Origin of the sequence: Zarconia navalis LEGE 11467, assembly GCF_015207075.1 — a bacterium.
In the GTDB taxonomy this organism is placed as follows: domain Bacteria; phylum Cyanobacteriota; class Cyanobacteriia; order Cyanobacteriales; family Geitlerinemataceae; genus Zarconia; species Zarconia navalis.
The window spans coordinates 1-5422 of record NZ_JADEXN010000395.1; the positions used below are offsets into that span (position 1 = coordinate 1).

Consider the following 5422-nt stretch of genomic DNA (forward strand, 5'->3'; position numbering starts at 1 on the left):
CTCCGGGGGGGATGGGCGCGAGATCGTCGGCTTGAATTTCAGGAATTAACCGTTGCAGGCTGCGAACGAAAGCCGCTTTTCTAAAAGAACGAATCATCTCTTGCACCCCCACATCGAAATAGCGTGCCGACAACTTCCAAAAACCAGGATAGGTGACAATTTCTCTAAAATCTTGCCAGTCGAAATCCGTTTTTCTGTAGCCTTCTCGTTTGAAGCTGAGGACGGCATTCGGTCCGGCATGAACGCTACGGTCGATCGAGCGGGTGAAATGAACGCCTAAAAAGGGGAAACTGGGATTGGGAACTGGGTAAATAAGATTTTTGACCCAATGGCGCTTTTCGGGCTTTAGCTCGTAGTATTCTCCACGAAAGGGAACGATTCTAGCCCCCGGATCGACCCCGCTCGATCTCGCCACCCGATCGCTGTGCAGTCCGGCACAGTTAACTGTCATCCGCGCTGTAAAAGTGCCGTTGTTGGTTTCGAGAACTCGACCCTCGGGGGTGGAATGAATGCTTTCCAACTTTGTTTTCAGCCGCAGTTCCACACCGCGTTCGCTACACAGTTCGGCATATTTTTGGCAAACTCGACGATAATCTACAATCCCGGTGGAGTCTACCCGAATCCCCCCCAAACAGCGGACGTGGGGTTCGATTTCCCTTACCTGTTCTGGGCTGAGTCGGGCAATGTCGAGTCCGTTTTCTAAACCGCGTTGGTAAAGGCGATCGAGGGCGGGAAGTTCTGCGCGTTCGGTGGCGACGATAACTTTGCCGCAGATTTCATGGGGAATGTCGTGCTGCTGGCAAAACTCCACCATCGATCGATTTCCCTGGCGGCAGAATTTGGCTTTGAAACTGCCGGGCTTGTAGTAAATCCCAGAATGAATCACGCCGCTGTTGCGCCCAGTTTGGTGAGCTGCCGGGCAACTTTCTTTTTCCAGGACTAAAATGCGAGCGTGGGGATCGCGCCCGCCTATCGCCATCGCGGTGGACAGACCCACGATTCCCCCGCCAATAATTGCAAAGTCGTACATCGGTCTCGATTGCGATCTGGTCAGAAATCGGCTCTCGAGCTTTCGTTTCGTTCCCAAGAGCCGATCGTCTTTTCAACCAGCTTAGCCTACTGAACTGTCGTTCCCACTAGCTTGCCTTTCGCGGCAAAGGGTAGAAAACGACGCGCCGAACCACCGGTCTCCCGTGCTTGCAGGTACATCTTTCGCCACATCCGCTTTCCGGCAAAACCGACGATTGCCTCTAGGCACAATAATTTTTCAAGGATTTTCAGATCGCTGGCCCAAACCACTGCCCCAAAAGCACTGGCAACACCCACAATGGGATCGATAAGATTCTTTTGCGTACCGGGTTGATAGCGATCGCTCAAAGCTTTACTAGTGGTGCGGGAAAAATCCTCTCGGCGACGGTGGGACAGACATTCGGGGATGTGCTCGAATGCCCCCAACAATGCAATTTCCACAGACAAGACCTGATCCATGCGGGGGACGGGTCGGATTTTATGGGTTTTGAGCAACATCTCTCGATGCATCATCGTGTAGATCGGATCGATATAGCCGTAATGGGCGGTCATAAACCACACCATTTGCCGAAATCGGAGGTGGGGAATTGGGGACTCGAGACGTTTGCCCGTATATTCCTGGTAGTAGCGATTGCCTTCGTCGGTGATGTGATCTTGATAGGTTGTGACACCAACGATATCCGGACGTGCTTCGAGTTGTTCTACGCATTTGCGCGTGTAACTCGCGTCGAACCAATCATCGGAACCAACCCAGCGAAAATACTTGCCACGGGAGAGTTTTAGCACGCAATTGAAGTTGTCGATTTGACCGATATTTGACGGGTTGCGATGATAGCGAACCGGTAAACCGCGACGAATATAGTTTTGGCAAATTTCTGGCGTGCGATCGTCTGAAGCGTTATCGCTAACCACGACTTCAAAGTTCGAGTAGTCTTGGGCGAGCAAAGAGTCGAACAGTCGGGGTAAGTATCGTTCGGCATTATACAGGGGCACGCCGAAGCTCACCAGGGGAGTTAAGGATTGGCGATGGAATCGAGTCTGGGAATGAATTGCGGATCCATCGCTTACATTCAATCGGGATGAGATGGAATTCTGTACTGATTTCATTTTGCACTTTTGGGAATAGCTCGATATGCGATCGAAGTTTCAACGGCTCGTTAGATAACTCGACCGAACAAACAACGTCGATGTGTTGAGATTTTCGAGTCTCTAAAAATTTTTCAGAACCTATCTCTGTTTTTATGCAAAAGCTTGGGTTTCTGTCACGATTGTTTACACAATACAAAAAACGAACTCAAGCTAAAGATTCGGTGAAAAATTTATGCGACAGACATCTTAGTCAGCTCGAACCTGCACTCATATCATCACTGTCGAGTGTGATTCGAGCGCTCCACAAAATATTGCAGTTCGGTTCGATTTTAAGATGAGATACCAGAGATAGTTACTTATTTGAGGAAACTATCTTAAAATCTCGGCTTAATAAAAAGCAACGAAGTTGAATGCGTACGAGAATTTTATTAATTCGTTTATATCATGGTTTTTAAAGCAGCTAAATGCTTATCCGGAATCTTCATTGAAAGTTTACATCTGATTCCATCAATACATTGAGATTTTGCTCCTGAGTTTGGCTGGGTTCGATATTTTTTGCGTATTTATACTTAATTTTGCTTTTGAGTTTTAGTATGGGAGGACATTTTTCCTCGATCGACACTTACGTAATAATACTGAAATTATATCGTTTAAATAAAAAATACGTAAAAATACTGACACACTACTTAAGCTGACTTTGTCACGGGTAAGACTGTCACCAATCGCTGAAATCTTCTCGGGGATAGAAATCTGGAGAGAGAAATGCGGATGGGTATCGTCCATTCATTCTCAATTATTTTTTTATATTGACATTACTAGCCCGTTGACGGATGGCAAGAATCTCCCAAAATATACGCAAAACTAGCAAAATAAGCGTTTTTGCTTCACTCATTGCCAGTTTTGTTCGTCGTTTTTAATTCTCCAATGTTGAGAAAATTAGCAAAATGGCGGATTGACAAAACAGAAAATCGATCCGGACTGAGACTTCGATCGAGCAATACCAATTGAGACCTAAGTCTATGTGTTTTCACTGATTTTCAACTGGGATTCTTCAATTGATGCTGTGAAATTACGAACGATACCAAAAACTTGCTAGAGATCGAAATGAATATTAATTCGTAAAAGGATAAAGTTAAGAGCCATCGAAAATTAGATTAGAATGCTTCCATTCAATACGTTCCCGATCGAAATTTAAGTCAAATGACCGATGGCGATCGGTGAAAAACATTAAATAATATTAAAAGTTACCAAACAATTGAATGACTGACGGTATTACTTCAATCTAAGAGAATCTAGCATGAAAATTTCGTTCGAACGCCACACGGTTAAAGGTTTATTTGGAAAAACTTACTATAAAAGTGCGATTCAAGTCACACTACAGCCGGAAGAAAAAGAAGTTGCCCGCCAGCAGAATATTCTTAAAGTGGCTCTTTTAGGCGGAAAAGACTTAGAAGAGGAAGAAGCTGCCATAGCTTACATCTGTCGCAAACTTAGCGTAACGATGAAGGATTTAGAACGCGGAATTGTTGCAAAAGTTCGTGGAGAAAGCGAACTCAGGCAATTATCTTGGTTTGAAAATCAAGTCCGACAACGGTGTAGAGATTTTAAATCTTTGCTAGAGTCAGTGGCAACATCTCAAGAGAATTTTCTGGAGAGTCTCTGTTTTGAAGAAGAAATTTAGATAGCCCAAGTTTTAACTGTTAAGAGGATTTAAATTCCGGATTTGTATAAGTTTATCTTTGTTTTTTTAAGGTGCGATCGCTGTGCGACACACCTAGCTAGAATAGTCTATTCATGTTCGCAATCGACAATAGACTTAAAAGATGAATTGTGGGCAGCAACCCATTTTTGAACTCCAGAGTTATCCATTAGTTCGAGTATCTTCGCCATCGCAAAGCCCTGGAGTACCTGCGACAAAATTGCGTATAAAACTCACCTTGGGTTGCTGTGGAGGATATTCCCGAACATTACCCCCCCGATGCACTAATTGTCGCGACCGATGCCGAGGTGGGATTCGATGGCCACTCAGCCAAGGTACTCTAGCCAAGATACTCTAGCCAAGGTACTCTCGGAGTATCTCAAGTCATTTCAATCGCCCGACGAGCGCGTCACTTCCTGGGTGACTCTCACAAACGTATCGAGCACCACAGAAACGCGATCGCTCGACCAAACCACAGCCATCTCTAATACAGGTGTCTCGTCGAGTAACCCTCGAGAAACCACTCCTTGCCGTTGAAGGCTCAAGACGTTTTCGGGCAGCAACGTCACCCCCATTCCTGCCGATACCAAACTCAGAATCGTTTGCATCCATTGAGCTTCTTGGATGACATTCGGTTCGAAACCCGATTGTCTGCAAAGGCTGGCGATTTGTGCGTATAGGTTCGTTCCCAGGTGAGATGGCGGCAAGATGAAGCGATCGCCAGCGAGTTGGTTGAGAGAGATTTCAGTTCGAGTCGCCAGAGGGTGGGTTTCGGGCAAGACAGCAACGAAGGACTCTCGCAAAACCGTAAGAAAATTCAAGGTTCCATCATCCTCTTCGATCGGAAAACGATGCATGAAACCCACATCAATTTCTCCTTTTCGCAAGGCTTCGAGTTGTTGCCGGGCTGTTAACTCTTGCAACACCAGTTCGATATCCCCAAAACTGGAGCGAACGGCACGCAGAACATCGGACAAAATACTATTGGCAGCGGAACTGTTGAACCCTACCGTCAACTGTCCGCTTTCCCCGCGTTCGGCTTGTCGTGCGGCGGTGATACTTCGATCGACTTGTGCCAAAATCGATCGAGCTTCTGCCAGAAATACCGATCCGGCAGGAGTGAGTTTCAAGGGACGCCCGCGGCGATCGAGTAGTTGTACCCCCAATTCCGCTTCGAGATCTCGGATTTGCTTGCTCAGGGGGGGTTGAGCGATATGTAAACGCTCTGCCGCACGGCTGAAGTTCGACGCTTCGGCTACGGCGACAAAATAGCGCAAGTGTCTGAGTTCCATCGTTGGTGAGAAGTATAGGTGGCCGTGTTTGTCTGGATGCAACAGGACTTACGCGAGCGAAGGGGACTTTTTCCAAGTCACTCAAAGCTTTGCTCTGTCGGTATTAGACATCTGGAGAAAAGAGGGAGCGGGGAATCGGGATGAAAATTAATTTGATTTGGTTTTTCATTGTCCCAGATGTCTATTGTGTGATTTACCGACTGATTCCCGGTCCTGCCCTAACTCGCCGGAAAACGAGTCATTGAATTGTCACGAAAAGTCAAAAGTTTCACGTAGAGATGTCCAGTTCGGATAGTTTTATATTATTTAGATA

Annotated in this window: 4 protein-coding genes; 1 reads left to right on the forward strand and 3 read right to left on the reverse strand. The window is 46.3% G+C overall.

Features of this window, described 5'->3' with window-relative positions:
• Together lhgD and IQ235_RS17825 are read right to left on the reverse strand one after the other, a co-directional pair.
• A partial coding sequence (lhgD, locus tag IQ235_RS17820) for an L-2-hydroxyglutarate dehydrogenase (RefSeq protein ID WP_264322764.1) occupies nt 1-1030 on the reverse strand: 1030 nt, incomplete at its 3' end.
• An 86-nt stretch (nt 1031-1116) separates the two neighbouring features.
• Nucleotides 1117-2136: a glycosyltransferase family 2 protein gene (locus tag IQ235_RS17825; RefSeq protein WP_264322765.1), complete on the reverse strand. Its 1020-nt coding sequence runs from the start codon at nt 2134-2136 to the stop codon at nt 1117-1119.
• Nucleotides 2137-3415: 1279 nt separating this feature from the next.
• On the opposite strand from IQ235_RS17825, the gene IQ235_RS17830 reads away from it, so the two are divergent.
• Complete coding sequence (locus IQ235_RS17830; protein ID WP_264322766.1) at nt 3416-3799, forward strand: hypothetical protein; 384 nt, start codon at nt 3416-3418, stop codon at nt 3797-3799.
• A 407-nt stretch (nt 3800-4206) separates the two neighbouring features.
• Here the strand turns inward: IQ235_RS17830 and IQ235_RS17835 are convergent, their stop codons facing one another.
• Nucleotides 4207-5109 (reverse strand): LysR substrate-binding domain-containing protein, encoded by a 903-nt coding sequence (locus IQ235_RS17835; protein WP_264322767.1) that lies wholly within the window; start codon nt 5107-5109, stop codon nt 4207-4209.
• Between the last annotated feature and the right edge of the window lie 313 nt (nt 5110-5422).